Below are 19802 nucleotides of genomic sequence, written 5' to 3'. Positions count from 1 at the left end.
ATTTATCCTTAAGTTGTAAGAATAAATTTACAATTAATATCATAATATTATTTATAACAACTTTAGGAGGATAGAAAGATGAAAGCTTTGGTTAAAAAAATAGGTGATGCATTTGAAGAACAGAAGTTATATTATTTGTTAGTACTATTATTTTTCTGTGTTGGAATTGTACTTGGTGTTTATGCAGTAAAAAGCATGAATCCTACAGATAGACAAGATTTAACTAGTTATTATACAAGTTTTATAAATAGTATGGGAAAAAAACCAATAGATTATGGAATTTTGTTATTAGAAGTTGTTAAGAAGAATATACTTTTAATAGTACCAATAATTATATTTAGCTTTACATTCTTTGGTAGTCCTATAATATTAGCGCTAGATTTAATTAAAGGTTTTACAATAGGATATACTTTTACATTTTTATTAACTACTTTTGATGGACAAGGTTTAGGAATTGCGTTAAGTTCTATCATACCACAAAATATTATTTACATTCCTAGTATTATTGCACTTAGCATAATGGCACTTAGTATTTCAACAACAAAATTTAAGGAGAAATTTATTAGAAAAACACCAATTAGAAATTTAATTTTAAATAAAGGAGGCATCAACATTTTAATAATATTATTATGTGTTGTTGTAATAGGTATAGTTGTAGAAACTTATATATGTCCTAATATTATTAAATTTGTAGTAACTAAATTTTATCTATAAAAAATAAGTGATCTAAAGAAAAATAGAAGGAAAATAGAAAAAAATGTCGAATATATATAATTAGCAATGGTGTAGGAGAGAAGAATGTTAGAAATTATAGAGAGTTATAAGGAGTACTTACTAAATAATGAAAAAAGTGAAAATACTGTATATGCATATGTTACTGATGTAAATCTTTTTATTAAATTTCTTAAGACTAAGGATATGGAGCTTTACACAACAGATAATGTAGCTATTACAGGATACATTCAAAATCTTTTAGATGGAGGTAAGTCAGAACGATCAATAAATAGAATAGTAATAAGTTTAAGAAGTTTTTATGGGTTTTTAAAAACAAAAGGAAAGATAAGTGACATTCCTAAAATAACCTATAAAAGTAGTAGAACTAGTAAAAAGTTACCTCAGATTCTTACTGTTGAAGAGGTTGACAGGATTATAAAATCCGTAGAAAAAAATGGAGTTAAAGGTATTAGAGATAATGCGTTACTTGAACTTATGTATGCAACTGGAATGAAAGTATCTGAACTTATTTCATTAGATGTTGAGGACATAAATTTGGATCTTTCTTTTGTAAAATGTACTGACAATAAACATTATGAAAGATTAATTCCAATAGGAAGAAGTGCAACTAGAGCTCTTGAAGAATATATTTTAGTTAGAGATGAAGTTGCTGAAAGTGGTGTTAATAAATTATTTGTTAATTTAAATGGTAAAGGATTAACTAGACAAGGAATATGGAGAATTGTTAAAGAGTACTCTCATAAAGCTGGAATAAAAAAAGATGTTAATCTAAATACATTCAGACATTCATTTGCTGTGCATATGCTACAAAATGGTGCGAATGTTAGAGCTGTGCAAAAATTATTAGGTAATCAAGTATTAACTTATATGGATACTTATTATGAAATAATTAATAGTGATAAAATTAATTTAGTATATAAGAATGCTCATCCTAGGGCATAACTATTTAATATAACAAAAGATTAGAAAATAGTTTTGATAGGAGGGTCATTATGAGAAGGTCAGAGCTAGTAGTACTAGATAGTATAGTGGTAGAAAAACTTAAAGAGATAAATATTTATTTAGATTTAGAAAACAATGAATTTAATAATACTTATAAGGCTGTATAGTGGGTTTGAATTAATATAAAATCCACTTGCAGGCTTTAGTAAGGATAAATTCTTAAGGCTTAATAGTATATATAATTTTATTAAAAATTATAATTTAGATTGATTTTAATAAAAAAATACTAGAATACATAAATTTAATAGTCTAAATTATAAATGTAATTTATAAAGGGTAATAAAAGAATTAATTTATAATCTATAAAATTTTCAGATATAAACGAATTATGTTTATATCTGAAAATTTAAATTAGGTTATATGATATAGAAGGTATAACCAAGGAGGAATTAGTAATGAGAATGTATGATATAATTTTGAAAAAAAGAAAAGGATTAGAATTAACAAAAGACGAGATTGAATTTTTCGTTCAAGGATATACAAATAAAGAAATTCCTGATTATCAGGCATCAGCTCTTTTGATGGCAATTTTCTTTAATAAAATGAATAAAAGAGAAACTGCTGATTTAACAATGGCAATGGTGAATTCAGGAGATAAGTTAGATTTATCTAATATTAAAGGAATAAAAGTTGATAAGCACTCAACTGGCGGGGTAGGTGACAAAACTTCAATATGTTTAGCACCACTTGTTGCTAGCTGTGATGTTCCAGTTGCTAAAATGTCTGGAAGAGGACTTGGACACACTGGAGGAACTATTGATAAACTAGAAGCATTCAAAGGATTTTCAGTAGAGCTTGATCAACAACAATTTATAGATAATGTAAATGATTTTAATATTGCATTAGCAGCGCAAACAGGTCATTTAGCTCCAGCAGATAAGAAAATTTATGCCTTAAGAGATGTTACAGCAACAGTTGATAATATGTCACTTATTGCATCTAGTATAATGAGTAAAAAAATAGCATCCGGATCAGATGCTATAGTTCTTGATGTAAAAGTTGGAGATGGCGCATTTATGAAAACACCAGATGATGCTAAAGAGCTTGCTAGAGAAATGGTTGATATAGGTAATAATGTTGGAAGAAAGACAATTGCAATTATATCAGATATGGATCAACCACTTGGTTTTGCAATAGGAAATGCTTTGGAAGTAATTGAGGCTATAGATCTTTTAAAAGGAAATGGACCTAGTGATCTTTTAGAGCTTACACTAACATTAGGAAGTAATATGCTTATTCTTTCAGGAAAGGTTAATACTATAGAAGAGGGAAGGACATTACTTATGGAAAATATAGAAAATGGTAAAGCCCTTAAGAAGTTAAAAGAATTTGTTAAAGCGCAAGGCGGAGATGAATCATATGTTGATGATATAAGTAAATTCCCTAAAGCAAAATATGTAATTGAAGTAAAATCTGAAAAGGATGGGTATATAGATAAAATACATGCTGAAAAATTAGGTATCATTGCTATGAATTTAGGTGCAGGAAGAGCAACTAAAGAAAGTAAGATAGATTTATCTGTCGGAGTTAAGCTTAATAAAAAGCGTGGAGATAAGGTAGCTAAGGGAGATATAATTGCTTATGTATATTCAAATGATTTGGCTAAGGGAGAAACAGCAAGAAAAGATTTGCTTGAAAATATAGTTATTGAAGAATCAAAAGGTGATGATTTACCTTTAATATATGATATAGTGAAATAAAGAATTTTTAAAGAAGCTAAACGATTAGTGTTTAGCTTCTTTTTTTGTAAAAAGAAAAACAAAATATTGGATTTTAAATACAAATTATATAAGAAATAACTAGTGTTAAAGTTTCTCTAAATGGTAACAATAACTTTGAGAGGAGGATAAGAATATGAAAAAAATATATAAAGAACTAATGAAAGTAATAAGTATAGTATTATTAGTATTAATGTTACCAATATCATCTATAAGCGCATTTGCAAAAAGTGAAGAAGAAGGTGGAATGAATATAGAGGCAAAATCAGCATTATTAATGGAACCAAAGACTGGAAAGATAATATACGAAAAAAATGTTGATGAAAAATTTGCTCCAGCTTCTGTAACTAAAATAATGACTATGTTACTTGCAATAGAAGCAGTTGATAGTGGAAAAATAAAACTTGATGATAAGATAACATGTAGCGAAAATGCTAAAAAAATGGGTGGTAGCACAATGCTCCTTGATACAGGAGAAATAAGATCCGTAGAGGATATATTCAAGGGAATTGCTATCGCATCAGGAAATGATGCTTCTGTAGCTATGGCAGAGTATTTAGCTGGATCAGAAGAAAGTTTTGTTGAGTTAATGAATAAAAGAGCTCAAGAGCTAGGTATGAAAAATACAACTTTTAAAAATTGTAATGGTCTTCCAGCTGAAGGACATTTATCAACAGCAAGGGATATTGCATTAATGTCAATGGAATTATTGAAGCATGAAAAAATATTTAAATATACAGGTACATATATGGAAACAATATCTGAAGGAAGAAAAAGTCCAATAGAACTTGTTAACCATAATAAACTTGTAAGGTTCTTTAAAGGGTGTGATGGTTTAAAGACAGGATATACATCAGAAGCAAAGTATTGTATATCTGCTACAGCAACAAGAGATGGAGTTAGAATGCTTTCTGTAATAATGGGAGCACCTACTTTTAAAATAAGAAATAGAGATGCAAGTATATTATTAAATCACGGCTTCTCTAAATTTGAAGGTAAAAAGATAGTATCTAAGGATGAAGAAGTCGGAAATGTAACCATGGGTGAAAAAACAGATAAGTATTTTGTAGCAAAGGCTAAAGAGGATTTAGTTGCTATATTAGAAAAAGGTAAACAAGGTGATATTGAAAAGAAAATTAAAATTGATGAAATAAAGGATAAGTATAGTGCAGGAGATATAGTAGGTAAGTGCGAAGTATATATTGGAAAAGATAAAGTTGGAGAAGTAGATATATACACAGATAGAGATATTAAAAAGCCAAATATAATAGAAAAGATTAAATTTAAAGTTAAAAATATTCTGCCTAAAAAAGATGAATAAAATTATCATAAGGAATCATACAGATTGTATGGTTCCTTTAAAATTTCATTTAAAAAACACTCTATTTAGTGTATAATTATAATGTTATTTTGCTTGAAGGGTGGAGAAAACATGGAATTACCTAAGATAAAGGTAGCCGATTTTGAAGGTCCATTTGATTTGCTTTTACATCTTATAAAGAAAAATAAGATGAATATATATAATATTGAAATATTTAAGATAACAAATCAATATTTAGAGCACTTAGATACTATGAAAGAAATGGACCTAGAAATAACATCAGAATTTATAGTTATTGCAGCTACATTAATAGAAATTAAATCAAAGAGTCTTTTACCTAAAGCTAAAGTAGAAGAAGAAAATGAAGAAGATATAGAAAAGAGATTTGTTGAAAAATTAATTCTATATAGAAAGATTAAAGCTTCTACAGAATATTTTAAGTCGATATCATTAGATAGTGGAATTTCTTATTCAAAAAAACCTGAGATAATTGAAGAAATAAAAGAATCTACAATAAGCAATGAAGATATATTTAGAAATATATCATTAATAGATCTCTATAATCTTTATAATAAAATACTTGAAAATTACATTAATAAACAGAATAAAAATAATGTCATACAAAGAAACATAAGATCAGATTTATATAAAATTGAAGATAAATATGATTATTTACTTAAAATATTAGAAAATAGAAGTATACAAGAATTCAATACTATTATGAATGAATGCGAATGTAAGTTAGAATGTGTTGTAACCTTTTTAGCTTTATTAGAGCTTATAAAACAAAGAAAAGTAAAAGTTTATCAGACATCAAGTTTTGGAGACATAATTATTAAAGGATGTGATGAAGATGGAAACAGTTAATATAAATCAGTTTGAATTTAAAGAAGCTTCTAGAAAAGAACCTATAAAAGCAATAATTGAGGCATTATTATTTGTAAGTGGAGAGCCATTATCTTTAAGAGATATAGCTGTTAATTTAGAGATTACTCCTAAATATACTGAAGAAATTTTAGGTGAAATGATGCTAGACTATGAGGTATCTAACAGAGGAATAAAACTTATTGTTCTAAATGGGGCTTATCAATTAGTAACCAAAAATGAATATAGTGATTATATTCAAAAGTTACTTAAAAAAAATAGAAGACAATCTTTAAGTCAAGCATCATTAGAGAGCTTGGCTATAATAGCATATAAGCAACCTATAACTAGAGTTGATATTGATGAAATTAGAGGTGTTAAATCAGATAGTGCAATACAGAAGTTAATTGAAAGAGAACTTATTGCAGAGGTAGGAAGACTTGAAGTTCCAGGGAGACCAATTCTTTATGGAACAACAGATGAGTTTTTAAGACAATTTGGACTAGCTGGGTTAGATGAATTACCATCATTAGACCTATTTGAAGATATAGAAGATGATTTAATTGAAGAAGTTGTAATTGATGCAACAGATAAATAAAAACCATTGCTACAAAGTAAGTAGCAATGGTTTTTATTTTATTTTACATCATGACCATCATAGTTTGATGTAAAGTCAATATCATCTACGCTAGGTGTTGAATTAAGTTCGGAATGGTGGCTATTATTTTCACATTTCTTATTTCCCATAGTACTATTAAAAGCATCTTTTAACATTTCTATTACTTGAGGAACTGTATCCACAATCCTGTCATATGTGTTATCTTGTTCAACAGGTAAAAGTCTGACACAATTTTCTCTAACTACAAGAAAAGCAACAGGTTTTACTGAAACTCCAGCTCCAGATCCACCGCCAAAAGGATATTCTACCTGAAGGTCTGATGAAACTTTGTTATGTGAATCAAATTCACTTCCACCAGATGCGAATCCGAAGGAAACTTTTGATATTGGAATTATATATGTTCCATCTCTAGTTTCTACAGCATCTCCAATAATAGTATTAACATCAACCATGTCTCTTATATTTTCCATAGTACTTTTCATTAAATTTTCAATTGGATGTTCTCTAGTCATAATTTTCCCTTAAAAGGGACACCTCCTTAGATTTTAAGATTGATTTTATAAATATAATGCATATATAAATAATTTGCCCCAAAGAAATAAATATTATACTTTTATAGTTTAAATTAATAAATTTGGAATCTTTAAATATGGGCTCTATTGATAAGTTTGATTTTTTTATTTTAAAAAATAAACATAAGAACCTATAAAGAAATGGAGCAAAGGAAGAAATAACACCATAAAATAAGGCAGTGTCATCGGAATCCCCTAGGGAATAATTTAAATAACCATTAAATTTAAGCTTAGGTTTATATTTATTTTTTTTTAATTTATAAACTATTATTTTAAAAAAATTTTTAGAGAAAATTATATCACTAAATTTCTCTTTAAACTTAGAAGTTCTACAAGTGTTAGCAAATGAATACATATTTTTCATAAATTTATGTGTTTTATCTCTATTTCCCTTAGAGATTATTTCATATTTATATAACTTTATATAATAATCTTTATCAGAATAGAAAATACTAACCTTAATAGGAAGTGGAATCAAAAAGATTATAAATATAATAGATAATAATAAAATTAATATTTTCATTTTTACCCTCCATACAATACTAATATTATGTTCAAGAATTAGGAAAAATATACTATACAGTAAACTGCATATTCATAAGAGTTTATTGCAAAATAATAGCGAGGTGATTTTATGGAAAAGCTTAAAAAATATATGAGCTTTGTATTTATACTTTGTTTAATATTTAATATGATATCAATTCAAGCATTTGCTTCTAATAATGATAAGTTAAAAGTTTCAGCACGTAATGCTATTGCAATAGAAAAAGAAAGTGGCCAAATCCTTTTTGAACAAAATGCATATGAGGTAGTTCCAATGGCAAGTACTACTAAGATACTGACAGCATTAGTCGCTATAAAGAATAGTGATTTAGATAAAGTATTTGAAGTATCAAAAAATGCAGCAGCAGTTAGAGGATCTAAAGTTGGTTATAAGGCTGAGGAGAAGATCTCATTGAGAGAACTTCTTTATGGCTTAATGTATAGGTCCGGAAATGATGCAGCTATTACGATTGCGGAAGGAATAGGGGGGTCAGTTGAAGGATTTTCCGATATAATGAATCATTTTGCAAAAAGTATAGGAATAATAGATTCTCACTTTCAAACTCCTCATGGGCTAGATAAAGAAGAACATTATTCATCAGCATATGATTTAGCCATACTTACATCAAAGGCAATGGAATATGATGTATTTAGAGAAATAGTTGGAACTAAAGAGATAAAAAAAGAAAAATATAATTTTACGAGAGATTATAATAATATAAACAAAATACTTTGGAAAATTCCAGGAGCAAATGGTGTAAAAACAGGGTACACAGGAGGCGCTGGAAAATGCTTAGTATCATCTGTTAATTGCGATGGTAAGGATGTAATAATAGTTGTACTAAATTGTCCAGATAGATGGAATCAAACTGAAAAAATATTTAACTATATAAAAGATAGATATGCATTTAATTCTGATACTACTAAACAATTAGTCCTTGGAGAAGGTAATCCAGTACTAAGCTCTCTAGTAAAAGATGAAAGAGTAATAAATGCCTTTACACAGGATGGTACTCAATATGAAATAGATGTTTTTAAGCCATATTCAGATATTAAAGAGGGAGAGATTATTGGTGCGTTTAAAGTCCAAGAAAATAATATAAAAAAGATGGAGCATCCATTAACTTCTTATAAAGAAATAACTAGTGTAGACTTTATAAATATACTAGGAATACAGTAATAAAAAGAGATTATATCTAAATAAAAAAAGATATAATCTCTTTTTTTTATTAACTTTATAATGATAAAGAAAAGTGTTAACAAATTAAAGTAATAACAATATTCTAGTATAAGGAGTAATTTTTAAGGAGCAATAATGATTAGAGAAGCAACAGATTGTATTGATGCGGGAAGTGAATTCTGCCCCTGTAAGTTAGCGGAGGTGGGAGAGTGTATAATTTGTTCACAAATGCATGGGAAGTGTTTTTGTGATTGTTCTAATTGGAAAGGTGTTTGTATATATCAAGAATTCTTTAATAATGGAATGAAGGCAAAAGAAGGAAGAGAAAAATATAATTGTAAAATATTAAATATTAATAATTACGATGATGAATTACTAGTAATTAAGTTAGAAGTAATTCATAAACTGGCTTTAGATTTAATAAATCCAGGAAGTTATATTTTCTTATGTCCTGATAAAGATATGTATTTTGATATACCAATTTCAATTTTAGAATCCGATGTTGATAAGAATATTATTTCATTGGCAATAGAGATTAGAGGAATAAAAACAAAAAAATTATTGAACTTTAAAGAAGGAGATATAATTGATATAAGAGGTCCTTATTGGAATGGAATCTTTGGACTTAAAGATATAGAAAAGCAAAAAGAAAGTAAATGTCTAGTTCTAAGTAAAGGAATGGGTATTGCACCTATGGTTCCAGTTGTAAGAAAATTAAGATTACAAAATTGTAAAGTTGAACTTTGTTTAGATTATAGTAATTTCGATAAGAGTTTTATAAGTGATTTTATTTTAAAATATAATATAAAAAATTATGAGCTGAATTTATTAGATAAAGGACAATTGTCTAATGAATGTAAAAAGCTAATTAAAGATAGTATAGATAATGGAACAACGTATATTCATATAGCAGGAGCTGATATTTTAACTTTAAAGGTAATAGAGTTTTTAGATTCCTTAGATAGAAGCGATATTTTATTATCATGCTGTAATAACTTTAAAATGTGCTGTGGAGAAGGGATTTGTGGAGCGTGCACAGCTAGATATAAAGGCCATAAGGTTAAAAGATTTTGTAAAGTTCAAACAGATCCTAGAAGTATATTTGAAGAAAGGAGATTAATATGAAAGTAGTTATTATAGGTGGAGGATGGTCTGGTATTGCAGCAGCTATAACTGCAAAAAAAGCAGGTGCAGAAGTTATTGTATTTGAAAAAACTGATCTTCTACTTGGACTTGGAAATGTTGGTGGAATTATGAGAAATAACGGACGATATACAGCTTCAGAAGAACTTATAGCTTTAGGTGCTGGTGATTTAATAAATTTAACTGATAAATATTCAAGACATAGAAATATAGATTTTCCAGGCCATAAACATGCAAGTCTTTATGATGTTAATGTAATTGAAGGCGCTGTAAGAGAATATGTAGAAGGTATGGGAATAGAAATATTTACTGAAACACGAGTTAAAGATGTAGATTTTGATGATGGAAAAATTAAAGGAATAATATTAGCAGATGATACTTATATTAAAGGTGATGTATTTGTAGAGACAACAGGTTCGACAGGACCTATGGGAAATTGTCTAAGGTATGGCAACGGATGCTCTATGTGCGTATTAAGATGCCCAGCCTTTGGTCCAAGGATTAGTGTAAGTGAAAGGTGTAATGTTTGTGACATTCAAGGAGAAAGAAATGGAGATGAATTAGGAGCTTTCTCAGGCTCTTGTAAGTTAGCTAAAGAAAGTTTATCGGAGGATATAAGAAATCAGTTAGATAAAACAGGAGTAGTTATATTAAAAGTACCTCAAGAAGATATAAATTATGATAAATTAAATAGTAAGGTTTGTCAGCAGTATGCTTTAAAAGAATTTGCAGAGAATATTATACTTTTAGATACTGGGCATGCAGTGTGAATAAAAAGACAACTTATCAAGTTGCCTTTTTTCATCACTTAAAATCATTGGATTAACTTCTGCAATAGATCCTATGAAATTAATCTTTATTTTTTCTCCACCATCATCATTAGGGTAGTAGTATATACTATCTATTAAAGCATTTATTATTTGCTTTTGTTCTCCATGTGAAAGCTTATCTATAAAAGCACATTTATTAAGCAAAGTTTCTATTAGGGAAAATTCTAATGCTTGATTTTCAAGTTTAACCTTTTCTTTTCTTAGATTTTCTATTTTTGTTTCAATATCAATACATTCATTCTTTAATAAAGTTATCTTATCAAATAATATATCAGTTAATAAATTTTTATCATCATGTGATAACTTATCGACTAGAATATCGATTTGCTGTTTTTTATCTTCTAATGATCTATTTAAAGTTAATAACTCTATTGATTTATCAGATGACTTTTTATACTCTATACGTACATTATCTAAAAATGATTTCTTATCAAAAGTTAAATCCTTAAGTGCCTTTAAAACTGCAGCTTCTATTTTAGATAAATTTACATTATGATTATCACATAATGTTTTTCTAGATGTTCTCTTTAAGGAGCATACATAATAAAATAACTTTTCACCTGTTTTCTTTGATACTCTACCATGTTGTATTAACATACGACTTCCACATTTACCACAATACAATTTACCAATAAGTAAAGCATTATGAGTCTTACCAAGCCGAGGAAATGTATCTCGATTACTATCAAGCTGCATTTGAACTTTTAGCCATAGGCCCGGTTCAATATATCCTTTTATTGAGCTTATTGCAGCAAGTCTTTCAGATAATTCTTTAGTAGCTTTTGTTATTTTACCATTTTTAGTAATGGTTTCAGTTTTATTGTAAGTTAGCAGTGAATGTACATTATCAGCTGTTCCATATACGGTCCAGTTTGTACTATTTAAGTATTCAATAACAGAAGCATTTGCTTTAACATATATAGGGTTCTGTAGTATTATTTTTAATGTGCTTTTTTCAAATAACTTTCCACTATATGAGCGTATATTATTTTCATGGGTATATACTTCAAGCTTATGAAGACTGCCTAATTCTAAATATTTCTCATAAAGAAATTTTACAAATTCAATTTCTTTTTCATCATGTACTAAAGTTACTTGTTGTCTTTTCTTTCCTTCTGAATCTAGTGTAGTGGTTTTATTAGATCTAAACCCTAGAGGAACCCTACCACCTGTCCATTTACCGTTCTTAGCCATTTCAAGCATATTATCTTTGACACGCTCTGCAATAGTTTCTCTTTCTAGCTGAGAAAATACTGAAGCTATATATATCATAGCTCTTCCCATTGGAGAAGATGTATCAAATTGTTCTTTTATTGATATAAAATCAACCTTATATTCTTGTAGAGTATCTAGAACAGAAGAGAAGTCAGAAACATTTCTACTAATTCTATCTAACCTATAACAAATAAGTAAATCTATCTTTTTATGTTTTATATCATTCATTAAATTTTTAAACTGAGGTCTATTTATATTTCCACCGCTAAATCCTTCATCTTCATATATAATGAATTCAGCATCTTTTGATATGTAAGTTTTAATATGTTCCTTACACATTTCTATTTGATTTTCTATAGAATCACCTTTACCAGTAAATTTTGATTTTCTACTATAAATTGCAACAATCATAAGCTACCTCCTTATGCATAATAGTAAGTCTTGTACTATTATATTTATCTTCTTTAAGATATATTGATAGTAACTTATATTTTATTATTTCTTCTGTAACATTAAAATGGTCTGATAACCCATATAAAGTATTTATATTATGGGTTAAGGCTCCAACTATTTCATCATCAGATATTAAAAAATTAGCAGCCCATATTCGAGCTCTGTTCTCTTGTTTACTTCTATTAATCTTTTGAGTATATGTAACACATTCAGCAGATAAATCTCCAATAGAAGTAAAGTGGTGGCCGAGTTCTTCAGCTAAAACAGATATATATTTTTTAGTGTCAGAGATTATATTCTTATTAATACCAATAGCGGGAGAGAGCTCTGGCACTTTAAAATAGATACCTTCAATGTAATATTGTTTAAATTCAACCTCTTCAAGTATTATATTTTCTTTTTCAATTAAATCATAAATTTCAAATATACTTTTCATTAGTTAATCACCCCATAAATTATATTTACAGGATAATTATAACATAAACACGAACATATGTTCTTATATTTTCGATAAGTAATGATAATACTTAATAATTAGATATGTCACTTATAGATTATAGTATATAAAATATAAAGCATTAACATCCTTTATAGAGGTGTTAATGCTTGTACATTAATTAATTCATTTGTTTACTTTGCCTATATTCTAGAGCTTCAGCTACTTTAGTGAATTTTATATGAGTATTTACTTTATCATTTACAACTTTCTCAATGTCAGATAATTTAACATTGAAAAATTCTTTTCTAAGATTTACTTTATTTACTCTATTGGAGTTAAAATGATTATGTAACTCTTTCTCTAAAGCTGGAGCATCATCACTATGTATTAAAGCATGAACATCAAAACTAAATGGAACTGATGCATCACTTAATTCTTTTACTCTGTCTAACGGTTCTAATCTTCTTGTTAGGCCTATTTTATAAACATCTTCGCCGAATGATCCAATATTAGAGATAACATATACATAGCCAGATTTAGTTTGCTGAGCCATGGATTTAGCTCTTTGCATTTTTTCCTCAGCTAATTTTAAGTTTTCTTCTAATGATTGTATTTGCAGCTGCAGTTTATTTTTTTCTTCATCAGATGCTTTTTCTAATTCAGCTCTAACTTTAATAAGTGCTTTTTCATATAATTTTTCTTCTTTAGCAGCTTCCTTTTCAAGCTTTGATATTTCTGCTTGAACTTTAGCTTCTTCTCTCATTTGTTCCTTAATTTCACGTTGTTCTTCACGTTCTTCTTGAATTTTAACTAAATACTCATATTGCAATTGTAATTCTTCAATTTTTAGTTTAAAGTAATCCATATTTATTGAAATATCATATGGATTAAGAAGTTTATTAACTTGATCCATTGCAGACTCAAGCTTTTTCCTACTGTTAGTAAAATTACTAATTGTTAATTTATTAATAATCAAATCTGATTCATTATTAAAAGCTCTTAGGGCTAATTTACATAAATTATTTATAAGTTTATTTTTTTCAGATTGTTTTAATGAAGAGTCTAATAAAGAATATGTATTTAGAACTTTTATAGCTAATCCATCTTTTATACAATCTTTTTGATTATTCCTATTAACTTTTAATTGTGAATTATATTCTTCTGACAATTCATAATCATATTTTTTTTCAAAAATACCTACTTGAAGTGTATATAGTTCCTTTTCGAGTTCTTTATAAGATAATACTTCCTCAGATAGAGTTATCTTAGTATTTATTTTCTCTAAAGTTGCTTTAGAGGTTTCGATTTTAAATTTTAATTTATCAATGGTGTCATTATAAGATACTATTTCTTTTAAAATTCCAAATTGATTTTTTAATTCATCTAATTTTATTTTTTCAAGATTTAATTCATCTTGTTTTTTTAATACATCATTTTCGGTTTCTTTTAAAAGTTCTTGTTTTTCTTTGATAAGATTATCAGTTTCTGAAATTTCCTTATCTAAATTGTTTTTGTAAAAAATTGATTTTTCATTCTTACTAAAAGATATGTATATAACTAAAGCAAGAATACAGGTTAAGAGTCCTACTAAAGGAACTATTGCTGAAATTAAAGAAGTTATAATTAAGGCAACAATTAACCATTTAAATTTTTTGTCCATATTTTTTCCCCCTTTGATTGAAATAAATTATTATAATATAACAAAAAATAAAAGTGCATTAGCACAATTATTTTTTGTATTTTTGCTTAACAAATTCGATAAAGTTTTCAATTTCTTTTTTAGCTTCTTCAGGTAATTCATCATCAATACCATTATTATTGTGAAGAGCTATAGTAAATCGGCTATCTTTTAACAGTTCTTCAGCTGATTCTTTTATATTAGATTTTCCAATTAAATAATCTACAGAAACATTAAAATATTCAGAAAGAGATTGTAAAGTTTCTGTATCTGGAATTCTTCTATTTTGTTCATACATTCCAATTGAACTAGCAGAAGTAGTTAATATATTAGCTAATTGGGCTTGTGTTAGGCCTTTTTCTTTTCTTAACTCTTTTAATCTATTTCCAAACACTTAATTCACCATCCTTATGTATTTTATTTTACACATAATGTGAAAAAAATAATAGTATAAACACAAAATGTGTAAAAGATATTGACTACACACAAAACGTGTAGTATATTTAAATTACACGATTAGTGTAGGAGGTATTATATGAGTAAATTACAAAGATTTAGGCAAAGTGAAAAATTAAGCCGTTCTGAAATTTCTAATATCTTAGAAGTTTCAGAATCATATTATATTAAAATCGAATTAGGAATAAGAAATCCAAGCTATAATTTTTTAACTAAATTTAAAACTAAATTTAATTGTGTAGTAGACGATATATTTTTTTAATATTTTTACACACGTAACGTGTATAAGAGTATTATTTCATGAAAGGAGAAAAATATACATGGCAAAGCAACCAACAAAAGCAGCACAAAATGTGTATTGCATAGCAAGGAAAAAAGCTGCTAATTATAATCCTCAATTTACAAGTAGAGAAGGAGCAGCAGAATACTTAGGAGTATCTAAAGATTCGTTAACTGATTATGAGCTAGATTTATGCAAAGTTGTTCCAGTAGATAAAGTTGTTATTATGGCTGATGCTTATAATGCACCTGAACTATTAAATAACTATTGTTGTAATGAATGTCCTATAGGAAAAAGAATTACTCAACCAATAGATTCAGAGAATATAGAGAACCTTTATAGATTTGCTATATCAGCAACAAATGATTTAGAGAATAGTAAGGAAATACAAAGAACTTTATTAAAGATTGTTGAGGATGGAATTATTGATGAATCAGAGCAAGAAGAGCTTAAAACAATAATAAATTTCTTTGCTAAATTAGAAAAGAGAGCTTCAGAACTAAAAATTTTAGCTGAAAAGTATCTATTAAAATAACTGTAGCAAAATCAATTCTTATTCATAAATTAATTTTAAGGGAGAGTGAGGGGTTATGGCAAGAGAACTTGAAGTTGAATTAAATTTTCCAAAGGATATGAAAATACTTGAAGAAAAAATGGGACAAGTATTAGGAGAAATAATTCGAAAGAAGTATGGTCCAGAAATGAGTATGAGAATAGCTGATGAACTGGAGAAAAGATTAGAGAGTTAAGTATAAATGTGGAGAAATCCACAAGGGGATTTATATTAACATAATTATATTTAAGTCAAAGATAAATAGGTTATTAATTTGTATAAACAATATTTAATTTAAGGAGAGATAATAATGTTAACTTATAATGGGAGAATTGTTTTAAGTATTTTAGTTATGGCTGGATTGACATTTAGTACAGCATTAGGAATGTATGAATTTAATTATGCTAAAAGCAGTAAGAAAAGAGTTACTTATGGGGTGTTAAGTATTTTTAGTTTGATAAGTATAATCCTAGTATCAAATTTAATTTAGGAGGAGAGAAAGCTGGATGTAAAAGAGATTAGAAAAAAGGCAATAGAGCTATTAGAACATAGTGAAAATTTTATAGAGTTTCAAGTTAAAGATGAAGATACAGAATTCTTTAGAGCTGTATTAGAAAACTTAGATTTAAATTATGATTTATATACATTACATATAGCTTGTTTAGAAGATGAAGAGATATATAGAAAATGTCAGAAACAATATTTTGAATCAAAGGGAGCTGTAGGTTAGGAGGCGTATTATGAGAGCGTTAGGAGTTAGTTTTATAGGGAAAAGCGAGAAACTAAAAGAAAAAGTGAGAATGCTTAGAGCAATAGACCAATATATAAATGAAATAGTAATTATATATTTTGAAACAAATGATTTTCAATATGCTTTAGATAAAGTAAAAACTATGTATAACGAATATAAAGAAAAAGATCATTTTGCAACCGACCAAAGTATGCAAAACGATCATGATGAAATTACTTTTTTAGATATTATACCATCAGGAACTGATTTAGACAATGGCGAATTATATGATTTAAAAACTGGACAAACTATTAGAGATATATAAATAGAAATTTAAATAGTTTATGGATACATAATAAATAATTAGTTATGTGTCTATAAACTATTTTTAAACAAAGAAAAACACATTACATAAATCTTGGCAGAACGTAATGTGTACAAAACAAAGGCTTAGTAAAACCTATACATTTATTATATTCTATATGGATATTTAAGTCAATAATATACAATTTAATTAAGGTTTTAACTGCCTTGTAATAGGTATTATCTTAACAACTATATAAGTTTAAATTTAATACTAATTATAAAAGTTGGAGGGGTTAGATATGCCATATAGAGAGAAAAGAATATATAGTGGGAATATGTTGGAGATAGAAATATTTCCAATAAGCTTTCAAGAAAGAAAACATAGTAGAAAGAGAAAAGAAAAAGAAAGTTTAACTAAACAAAAGAATCTAAATGATAAGAATGCTAAGAAGCATTTAATTAGATTACTTAATACTAATTTCACAGATAAGGATCTATCAGTAACATTAACTTATGATAATGAGAATTTACCACAAAGTGAAGAAGAAGCAAGAAAAGACGTAATTAACTTCTTAAGAAGAGTTAAGCGTTATGTAAAAAGAAATAATTTACCTGATCTAAAATATATTGCAGTAATTGAATATAGAGAACAGAAAGAAGGCAAGAAAGCAATAAGATTACATCATCATATTGTTATGTCAGGGGATATTGATAGAGATAAAGTAGAAGATTTATGGAAGAAGGGAAGAGCAAATGCAGATAGGTTAAAAGCGGATGAGTTTGGATATGAAGGTTTAGCTAGATATATTTCTAAAGATCCTAAGGGACAGAAGAGATGGACACAATCAAGAAATTTAAAGCAACCAATAGTAAAAGTTAATGACTTTAAGTATAGCAAAAGAAAAGTAAATGAACTTTCAAAATGTCAGGGAGATAGACAAGTTTTTGAAAGCCTATATAAAAATTATAGTTTTAGAGATTATAAAATTTACATAAATGATATTACTGCAGGTACTTATTTATATATAAAGATGCAAAAGTTTACAAATTGATAAATCTAAAAGTAGATATTTATAGTTAGGAAAGAAGGTGAAGAGGTGGATTTGTTAAAAGTATATGGAGCTAAGGAATTAGGAAGATTGACATATAGAAAACTTCAAGAAAAGAGAATGAAAAAAATTAGAGATATTAATCAATACGAAGCAGATCATTTAAAAGAAATGTACAGAAGGTGCAATGATGGAAGAAAATTGAAACAATGGTGATTTAAACTCTTATATAATATACTCGTAAACGAAATTAAATAATAAAAATAAATAAAAAATGTTCTTTTAAAATTTAATAGTATGATATTATATGAATAAACTCATTATAAATAATTTATTTAAATATAGGAGAACAGAATTATGAGAAAGAAATTACTGAATATTTTAGAAAATTATATACTAGCTAAAGAAGAAAATTTTAAAAATAACAAATTAGAACAATTTATAAGATTAGATTTAAAACAAGATATTTACGATAATTTCAATATTGATAATGATACTTATGAGATTTCAGGATCTGCTGGTGTAGGTAGATGGGCTAATGTACCATGGATAGCAGTATTTGATAAAGAAATTACTAAAACAGCAACAAAGGGTTATTATATAGTATACCTTTTTTGTTCTGATATGAGTGGGGTATATTTGTCATTAAACCAAGGATGGACATATTACAATAATAAATATTCAAAAAAAGAAGCAAGACAAAAGATCAAATTAGTATCAGATGTTTGGAGGGCAGAATTAAGTTCTAAACTAAAGGATTTTTCTAAAGATAGGATAGATTTAAAAAGTAATAGTAAAACATCTGACTTAGCTAGGGGATATGAATTAGGACACATATGTGGTAAATATTATAGTAAAGATAATATTCCGGATGATAGAGAGTTATTAAAAGATCTTAATAATTTGTTAGGAGTATACAGAGAATTAAAAGGGAAAATGAAAGAGACAATTGAAACAACTAATAACTGGATTATTCTAAACTCTGAATTAGATCTAATTGATAATAATATTACTGATGATTATAATGATGAAGATTTAGATAAAATTATTGATACAGTTGATGAATTTTCTTTAACTGAAATTGATATTCCAGATGATTTTTTAGGTAAAGATAAAAAATATACGTTTAAACCAAATAAAACTAATTTTAATAAAAAATATAAAAATCAAAAGAGAATAGGATACTTAGGAGAAATCATGGTATTAAACTATGAAAAAGAATATTTAATAAAGAATAATAGAAAAGATTTAGCTAATAAAATTAAACATATATCAAAAGAAGAAGGTGACGGCGCTGGATATGATATACTTTCTTATAATTTAGATGGATCATTTAAATATATTGAAGTAAAAACTACTTCTGGCAAAGGTAATACACAATTTTATTTAAGCGCAAATGAGATAGCATTTTCAGCTGAAAATGCAGATAAATTTTTTTTATATAGAGTATGTGAATTTAATAAGAAAACAAATTCAGGTAAACTTTTTAAATTTAAAGGCAATATAAGAGAGTACTTAAATCTTGAAGCAACTCAATATGTTACTAATGGAATTAAAAATTTATAGAATACTATATAATACCGTACTATTTAAAACTAATAGGCGGTATTTTTTATTCAAAATTAGAGGTGATTAAATGATAGATAAGAATATATTTAAAAAAATAGAAGGAATATTATATGATTACAATAATTTAGCTTCTAGAATAGAATTGTTAAAATTAGAAATTAAAGATATAGAAGAAACTTATAAAGGTTGTGGATCCATAGCATATGAAGAAAGAACACAATCAACCAATAAGTTTAATAGTAGTGTAGAGAATGAAATATTAGGAAAAGAAAAATTATTAGAAGCTAATAAGATAGATTTAAATAATAAAATAACTTTAAAGCGCAGGATAGATATTGCAGTTCAAGGCTTGAAAGATGAAGAAAGAAAGTTAGTGGAGTTAAGATATATAAACAAAAGACCATTGAGCTGGAATCAGATTTCTTATGTACTTAAATATAGTGAGGAGTATTGTAGAAAAGATTTAAGAAAAAATTCTCTTAATAAGATAGCTGATATCATATTTTATAATCCATATATTCAAGAAAGATTTATTAGATAATAAATA

23 protein-coding genes and 1 pseudogene are annotated in these 19802 nt (G+C 27.0%); 18 read left to right on the top strand and 6 right to left on the bottom strand.

Going from position 1 to position 19802, the window contains the following annotated elements:
• Nucleotides 1-78 precede the first annotated feature (78 nt).
• From spoIIM to scpB, 6 genes are all read left to right on the top strand, one after another.
• The gene (gene spoIIM / locus ACQPUW_RS06780) at nt 79-714 is read left to right on the top strand and encodes a stage II sporulation protein M (protein ID WP_430836705.1); all 636 of its coding nucleotides are present in this window, start codon (nt 79-81) and stop codon (nt 712-714) included.
• An 84-nt stretch (nt 715-798) separates the two neighbouring features.
• On the top strand, nt 799-1677 hold the full coding sequence (locus tag ACQPUW_RS06775; RefSeq protein WP_430836704.1) for a tyrosine-type recombinase/integrase: 879 nt from the start codon (nt 799-801) through the stop codon (nt 1675-1677).
• Nucleotides 1678-2132: 455 nt separating this feature from the next.
• Nucleotides 2133-3437: a pyrimidine-nucleoside phosphorylase gene (locus ACQPUW_RS06770; RefSeq protein ID WP_430836703.1), complete on the top strand. Its 1305-nt coding sequence runs from the start codon at nt 2133-2135 to the stop codon at nt 3435-3437.
• 211 nt (nt 3438-3648) lie between these two features.
• Complete coding sequence (locus ACQPUW_RS06765; protein ID WP_430837289.1) at nt 3649-4776, top strand: D-alanyl-D-alanine carboxypeptidase family protein; 1128 nt, start codon at nt 3649-3651, stop codon at nt 4774-4776.
• A 111-nt stretch (nt 4777-4887) separates the two neighbouring features.
• The gene (locus tag ACQPUW_RS06760; protein ID WP_430836702.1) at nt 4888-5643 is read left to right on the top strand and encodes a segregation/condensation protein A; all 756 of its coding nucleotides are present in this window, start codon (nt 4888-4890) and stop codon (nt 5641-5643) included.
• The gene (gene scpB, locus ACQPUW_RS06755) at nt 5630-6238 is read left to right on the top strand and encodes an SMC-Scp complex subunit ScpB (RefSeq protein ID WP_430836701.1); all 609 of its coding nucleotides are present in this window, start codon (nt 5630-5632) and stop codon (nt 6236-6238) included. The genes ACQPUW_RS06760 and scpB overlap by 14 nt, the downstream gene beginning before the upstream one ends.
• A gap of 38 nt (nt 6239-6276) precedes the next feature.
• Here the strand turns inward: scpB and ytfJ are convergent, their stop codons facing one another.
• Both ytfJ and ACQPUW_RS06745 read right to left on the bottom strand, forming a co-directional pair.
• Nucleotides 6277-6771 (bottom strand): GerW family sporulation protein, encoded by a 495-nt coding sequence (gene ytfJ / locus ACQPUW_RS06750; RefSeq protein WP_430836700.1) that lies wholly within the window; start codon nt 6769-6771, stop codon nt 6277-6279.
• Nucleotides 6764-7186, bottom strand: coding sequence for a DUF2953 domain-containing protein (locus tag ACQPUW_RS06745; RefSeq protein WP_430837288.1), 423 nt, complete (start codon nt 7184-7186; stop codon nt 6764-6766). Before ACQPUW_RS06745 ends, ytfJ begins: the two co-directional genes overlap by 8 nt.
• A gap of 336 nt (nt 7187-7522) precedes the next feature.
• On the opposite strand from ACQPUW_RS06745, the gene ACQPUW_RS06740 reads away from it, so the two are divergent.
• The 3 genes and pseudogenes from ACQPUW_RS06740 to ACQPUW_RS06730 all read left to right on the top strand — a co-directional run.
• Nucleotides 7523-8554, top strand: coding sequence for a D-alanyl-D-alanine carboxypeptidase family protein (locus ACQPUW_RS06740; RefSeq protein ID WP_430837287.1), 1032 nt, complete (start codon nt 7523-7525; stop codon nt 8552-8554).
• Between the two features lie 135 nt (nt 8555-8689).
• Nucleotides 8690-9679 (top strand): sulfide/dihydroorotate dehydrogenase-like FAD/NAD-binding protein, encoded by a 990-nt coding sequence (locus tag ACQPUW_RS06735; RefSeq protein ID WP_430836699.1) that lies wholly within the window; start codon nt 8690-8692, stop codon nt 9677-9679.
• A pseudogene (locus ACQPUW_RS06730) lies at nt 9676-10461 on the top strand (FAD-dependent oxidoreductase); the annotation flags it as partial. The gene ACQPUW_RS06735 and the pseudogene ACQPUW_RS06730, both read left to right, overlap by 4 nt.
• On the opposite strand, the gene ACQPUW_RS06725 reads toward ACQPUW_RS06730, so the two are convergent.
• The 4 genes from ACQPUW_RS06725 to ACQPUW_RS06710 form a co-directional block, all read right to left on the bottom strand.
• Nucleotides 10444-12153: a recombinase family protein gene (locus ACQPUW_RS06725; protein ID WP_430836698.1), complete on the bottom strand. Its 1710-nt coding sequence runs from the start codon at nt 12151-12153 to the stop codon at nt 10444-10446. The pseudogene ACQPUW_RS06730 and the gene ACQPUW_RS06725 sit on opposite strands and share 18 nt — an antisense overlap.
• On the bottom strand, nt 12134-12631 hold the full coding sequence (locus tag ACQPUW_RS06720; RefSeq protein WP_430836697.1) for an ImmA/IrrE family metallo-endopeptidase: 498 nt from the start codon (nt 12629-12631) through the stop codon (nt 12134-12136). The genes ACQPUW_RS06725 and ACQPUW_RS06720 overlap by 20 nt, the downstream gene beginning before the upstream one ends.
• 181 nt (nt 12632-12812) lie before the next feature.
• Nucleotides 12813-14294: a DUF4041 domain-containing protein gene (locus ACQPUW_RS06715; RefSeq protein ID WP_430836696.1), complete on the bottom strand. Its 1482-nt coding sequence runs from the start codon at nt 14292-14294 to the stop codon at nt 12813-12815.
• A gap of 67 nt (nt 14295-14361) precedes the next feature.
• On the bottom strand, nt 14362-14706 hold the full coding sequence (locus ACQPUW_RS06710; RefSeq protein WP_430836695.1) for a helix-turn-helix domain-containing protein: 345 nt from the start codon (nt 14704-14706) through the stop codon (nt 14362-14364).
• 141 nt (nt 14707-14847) lie between these two features.
• On the opposite strand from ACQPUW_RS06710, the gene ACQPUW_RS06705 reads away from it, so the two are divergent.
• The 9 genes from ACQPUW_RS06705 (at nt 14848) to ACQPUW_RS06665 (ending at nt 19796) form a co-directional block, all read left to right on the top strand.
• A complete protein-coding gene (locus ACQPUW_RS06705) occupies nt 14848-15030 on the top strand; it encodes a helix-turn-helix transcriptional regulator (RefSeq protein ID WP_430836694.1) in 183 nt (60 codons plus the stop codon).
• Between the two features lie 58 nt (nt 15031-15088).
• Nucleotides 15089-15583: a helix-turn-helix domain-containing protein gene (locus ACQPUW_RS06700; RefSeq protein WP_430836693.1), complete on the top strand. Its 495-nt coding sequence runs from the start codon at nt 15089-15091 to the stop codon at nt 15581-15583.
• A 55-nt stretch (nt 15584-15638) separates the two neighbouring features.
• Entirely contained in the window at nt 15639-15797 is a 159-nt protein-coding gene (locus ACQPUW_RS06695; protein WP_430836692.1) for a hypothetical protein, read from the top strand.
• 114 nt (nt 15798-15911) lie between these two features.
• Nucleotides 15912-16091, top strand: coding sequence for a hypothetical protein (locus tag ACQPUW_RS06690; protein WP_430836691.1), 180 nt, complete (start codon nt 15912-15914; stop codon nt 16089-16091).
• Nucleotides 16092-16341: 250 nt separating this feature from the next.
• The gene (locus tag ACQPUW_RS06685) at nt 16342-16656 is read left to right on the top strand and encodes a hypothetical protein (protein ID WP_430836690.1); all 315 of its coding nucleotides are present in this window, start codon (nt 16342-16344) and stop codon (nt 16654-16656) included.
• A 280-nt stretch (nt 16657-16936) separates the two neighbouring features.
• Nucleotides 16937-17689 (top strand): rolling circle replication-associated protein, encoded by a 753-nt coding sequence (locus ACQPUW_RS06680; protein WP_430836689.1) that lies wholly within the window; start codon nt 16937-16939, stop codon nt 17687-17689.
• A gap of 45 nt (nt 17690-17734) precedes the next feature.
• Nucleotides 17735-17902 (top strand): hypothetical protein, encoded by a 168-nt coding sequence (locus tag ACQPUW_RS06675; RefSeq protein WP_430836688.1) that lies wholly within the window; start codon nt 17735-17737, stop codon nt 17900-17902.
• A 141-nt stretch (nt 17903-18043) separates the two neighbouring features.
• On the top strand, nt 18044-19252 hold the full coding sequence (locus ACQPUW_RS06670; RefSeq protein ID WP_430836687.1) for an MrcB family domain-containing protein: 1209 nt from the start codon (nt 18044-18046) through the stop codon (nt 19250-19252).
• Nucleotides 19253-19322: 70 nt separating this feature from the next.
• The gene (locus ACQPUW_RS06665; RefSeq protein WP_430836686.1) at nt 19323-19796 is read left to right on the top strand and encodes a DUF722 domain-containing protein; all 474 of its coding nucleotides are present in this window, start codon (nt 19323-19325) and stop codon (nt 19794-19796) included.
• Nucleotides 19797-19802 lie beyond the last annotated feature (6 nt).

Source organism: Clostridium sardiniense, from assembly GCF_050584765.1.
In the GTDB taxonomy this organism is placed as follows: Bacteria; Bacillota; Clostridia; order Clostridiales; family Clostridiaceae; genus Clostridium; species Clostridium sardiniense_A.
This window is presented reverse-complemented; position numbering and strand designations above follow the sequence as displayed.

What these genes read in the sequence shown, in the direction of transcription:
- ACQPUW_RS06725 (WP_430836698.1), bottom strand. Translation starts at nt 12,153, where the DNA reads ATGATTGTTGCAATTTATAGTAGAAAATCAAAATTTACTGGTAAAGGT.
- ACQPUW_RS06695 (WP_430836692.1), top strand. Translation starts at nt 15,639, where the DNA reads ATGGCAAGAGAACTTGAAGTTGAATTAAATTTTCCAAAGGATATGAAA.
- ACQPUW_RS06680 (WP_430836689.1), top strand. Translation starts at nt 16,937, where the DNA reads ATGCCATATAGAGAGAAAAGAATATATAGTGGGAATATGTTGGAGATA.
- ACQPUW_RS06760 (WP_430836702.1), top strand. Translation starts at nt 4,888, where the DNA reads ATGGAATTACCTAAGATAAAGGTAGCCGATTTTGAAGGTCCATTTGAT.
- ACQPUW_RS06690 (WP_430836691.1), top strand. Translation starts at nt 15,912, where the DNA reads ATGTTAACTTATAATGGGAGAATTGTTTTAAGTATTTTAGTTATGGCT.
- ACQPUW_RS06770 (WP_430836703.1), top strand. Translation starts at nt 2,133, where the DNA reads ATGAGAATGTATGATATAATTTTGAAAAAAAGAAAAGGATTAGAATTA.
- ACQPUW_RS06670 (WP_430836687.1), top strand. Translation starts at nt 18,044, where the DNA reads ATGAGAAAGAAATTACTGAATATTTTAGAAAATTATATACTAGCTAAA.
- ytfJ (WP_430836700.1), bottom strand. Translation starts at nt 6,771, where the DNA reads ATGACTAGAGAACATCCAATTGAAAATTTAATGAAAAGTACTATGGAA.
- ACQPUW_RS06720 (WP_430836697.1), bottom strand. Translation starts at nt 12,631, where the DNA reads ATGAAAAGTATATTTGAAATTTATGATTTAATTGAAAAAGAAAATATA.
- ACQPUW_RS06685 (WP_430836690.1), top strand. Translation starts at nt 16,342, where the DNA reads ATGAGAGCGTTAGGAGTTAGTTTTATAGGGAAAAGCGAGAAACTAAAA.
- ACQPUW_RS06765 (WP_430837289.1), top strand. Translation starts at nt 3,649, where the DNA reads ATGTTACCAATATCATCTATAAGCGCATTTGCAAAAAGTGAAGAAGAA.
- ACQPUW_RS06665 (WP_430836686.1), top strand. Translation starts at nt 19,323, where the DNA reads ATGATAGATAAGAATATATTTAAAAAAATAGAAGGAATATTATATGAT.
- ACQPUW_RS06715 (WP_430836696.1), bottom strand. Translation starts at nt 14,294, where the DNA reads ATGGACAAAAAATTTAAATGGTTAATTGTTGCCTTAATTATAACTTCT.
- spoIIM (WP_430836705.1), top strand. Translation starts at nt 79, where the DNA reads ATGAAAGCTTTGGTTAAAAAAATAGGTGATGCATTTGAAGAACAGAAG.
- ACQPUW_RS06700 (WP_430836693.1), top strand. Translation starts at nt 15,089, where the DNA reads ATGGCAAAGCAACCAACAAAAGCAGCACAAAATGTGTATTGCATAGCA.
- ACQPUW_RS06745 (WP_430837288.1), bottom strand. Translation starts at nt 7,186, where the DNA reads ATGTATTCATTTGCTAACACTTGTAGAACTTCTAAGTTTAAAGAGAAA.
- ACQPUW_RS06740 (WP_430837287.1), top strand. Translation starts at nt 7,523, where the DNA reads ATGATATCAATTCAAGCATTTGCTTCTAATAATGATAAGTTAAAAGTT.
- ACQPUW_RS06775 (WP_430836704.1), top strand. Translation starts at nt 799, where the DNA reads ATGTTAGAAATTATAGAGAGTTATAAGGAGTACTTACTAAATAATGAA.
- ACQPUW_RS06735 (WP_430836699.1), top strand. Translation starts at nt 8,690, where the DNA reads ATGATTAGAGAAGCAACAGATTGTATTGATGCGGGAAGTGAATTCTGC.
- ACQPUW_RS06705 (WP_430836694.1), top strand. Translation starts at nt 14,848, where the DNA reads ATGAGTAAATTACAAAGATTTAGGCAAAGTGAAAAATTAAGCCGTTCT.
- scpB (WP_430836701.1), top strand. Translation starts at nt 5,630, where the DNA reads ATGGAAACAGTTAATATAAATCAGTTTGAATTTAAAGAAGCTTCTAGA.